2 protein-coding genes are annotated in these 2,320 nt (G+C 43.6%); both read right to left on the bottom strand.

What is annotated here, in order from left to right:
- Positions 1-555: 555 nt before the first annotated feature.
- Positions 556-984, bottom strand: coding sequence for a cytochrome c (locus tag G9Q73_RS06580; RefSeq protein ID WP_177419086.1), 429 nt, complete (start codon positions 982-984; stop codon positions 556-558).
- A gap of 355 nt (positions 985-1,339) precedes the next feature.
- A complete protein-coding gene (locus G9Q73_RS06575; RefSeq protein ID WP_177419085.1) occupies positions 1,340-2,050 on the bottom strand; it encodes a hypothetical protein in 711 nt (236 codons plus the stop codon).
- Positions 2,051-2,320 lie beyond the last annotated feature (270 nt).

Genomic DNA, 2,320 nt, shown 5'->3' with positions numbered 1-2,320 from the left:
TTGGTATTACTTCACGTTCAGTTACGTATTACTAAAGACACTCCCAGATAACACCTTGTTTTTGTATGTAGATTACCTGGGAATTTGCGGAGAAGAAAGAGTGTGTCGGAAAAATTTACTGATTTTTCGACACTCTGTAATCGTTAGATGACTAGTAAGGCAGGATAAAAAAACACAATCTGTTGACGATGCATCAATAAAGCATTAACTCCGGCATAAATAAATAATTTTATTTGTTTTCAAATGTTATGTATATTTGAAGTTTTCCGATTGAGCGGAGATTCCAGCCTATGGTGCCGGAATTATTTACAAGAATGGGATTCCCTTGAAAGGTCAGGCCCAAAATTAGCGCGGAGTATCGTTTAGCCAGAACATTGGCTACGCAATCTGGAATGACCAATAAGTGGTTGGAGAAACAGGGGCTCATCTCTGTTAGAGAACAATGGATCAAGTTTCACTATGCTTGATGAACCGCCTGGTGCGGACCCGCATGCCAGGTGGTGTGGGGAGGGAGGGCTAGAGACCCTCCCTTACCCGATTAGCTTCTTCTATTAATTAATTTACTCTATAAGCAGCATGACAGGCCACACAGGCTGCCGTTACTTCCTGTAATGCCTTATAGGCTGATGCCGGATCACCTTCTTCTGCTTTTCTAGCAAAACGACTGGCGGCACGATGCATACCACTGCCAATATTTTTCATGCCGTCAGGCATAAACTGGGCTTGACGACCTGCCCCATGTAAGCTCATGGCACTCATACCAAGACGATTTTCAGCAATATCTGCGGCTTTATCCATTTCATCAGTGGTCAAATAGATGAGTATTTCATTGATGACTACAAGATGATCTCGCATATTTGACAGCATATGCTGTTGCATCATTTCCGGGAACTTTACCTGTTCCCTTGTATCATTGTCGGCTGCTGAGGCAGTGGATAAACAGGCTGTTATCAATAATATTATGGCAAATAGATAAAATTTCATTTTTTTGTTTCCTGTAGGGTTGAGCTTGGGCAGCGGCAAAGTCTAATAGTCATTATGTCGAGGCGTTTACTTTCTTCCACACAATATGATTACTATCTTGCCCCAGTACATCTAATCTGCCTTGCAGACTATTCAATTCATGGCGATCCATGACTCCGATTAATGAGTCGTTGTTGTCTTTTATCGCTTCTGCGAATGACTACACTAATAATCCTATTCAACTGGGTTTCCGGTTACTGCTTTTCCACCTATGAAATACGGTCTCTTTTTTACAGCTAACGTCGCAAATCACCGGCGCCAAAAAGCAGAGCGAGGAACGAGCGGCGCTTTTTGGCGTCCGAGTGAAATTGCCTTGTTATGCATTGCTACTTATGTTCTTTGGCCTTGGATCGATAGGCTCAAGTTCGCCTATATCATCATTGAATGCCAGTAATAAAGTACCACCCACAACATTTACACTCACTAACTTCTCCACCATTTTTTTATCTAAGCTGCCGGAATGATACTGCTCAAGGAATGTTAAGAAGGCATCAATAATACGGGCGTATTCCCCCTCAGTCACTCCCTCTTGAATTAATAGTTTGAAACGCTGTCCTTCTTCTGCTTCAGCGATAATTGAGAAAACAAACGAGTATTTATTATATTTATTCGTTTTTCCTAGCGTGGAAATGATTGTTACTTTCGGAGCCTTCTCACCTACAAGCCGCTCCCTTAATGACGCAAGACCTTTTTTCAGCAAGAGATAATGATCCTTCCCCATTTCTTTTAAAAATGCATCAAAGTACGACTTGCTAATATAGGCAATTACCGCGGTAGGCAGCAGCCATTCAATGCCTGCATACGGGCCGCCTTGCTCCCTTGATTCGACCTTTATTACCAACTTTTCGTTGGACACAGCGTCGATAAATTCACTAAAAATGGATTCTGGAATATTCTCTTCGTAGCTAATCCCAATGTGGGGAATGTCCATGTTCGTTTCTCTTTTAGGCATAACGTCGCCCATCAGCGGCAGCAAAAAGTGGCGCGGCTTTTGCGCAAGCAAAAGGCGTGACGCTTCTTTTGCCACCCGCTGATGGCCTGTGTGTGCCCGGCATAAGTATGATTTATGAGGAAAGTCCTCTGGGCGCATTCCGCAGTGAGACGAAAGTCACCTTTAAAGTACCAGCTGATGGTAAGGGCGGAAGGGCGACCAACCGTTTGAAAAGAAGCCTGGCGCAAAACCTGCGAGCGACGAACAGAAATCGCATATAAGGCTGAACCCCCAAGGTGAGTGAGCACATCACGAAACCCGCCTTGGAGAACATGCATAAATACGTAACCGAACGAAGTACAACAA

The organism is endosymbiont of Lamellibrachia barhami (assembly GCF_011947365.2).
GTDB lineage: Bacteria > Pseudomonadota > Gammaproteobacteria > Chromatiales > Chromatiaceae > QGON01.
This window is presented reverse-complemented; position numbering and strand designations above follow the sequence as displayed.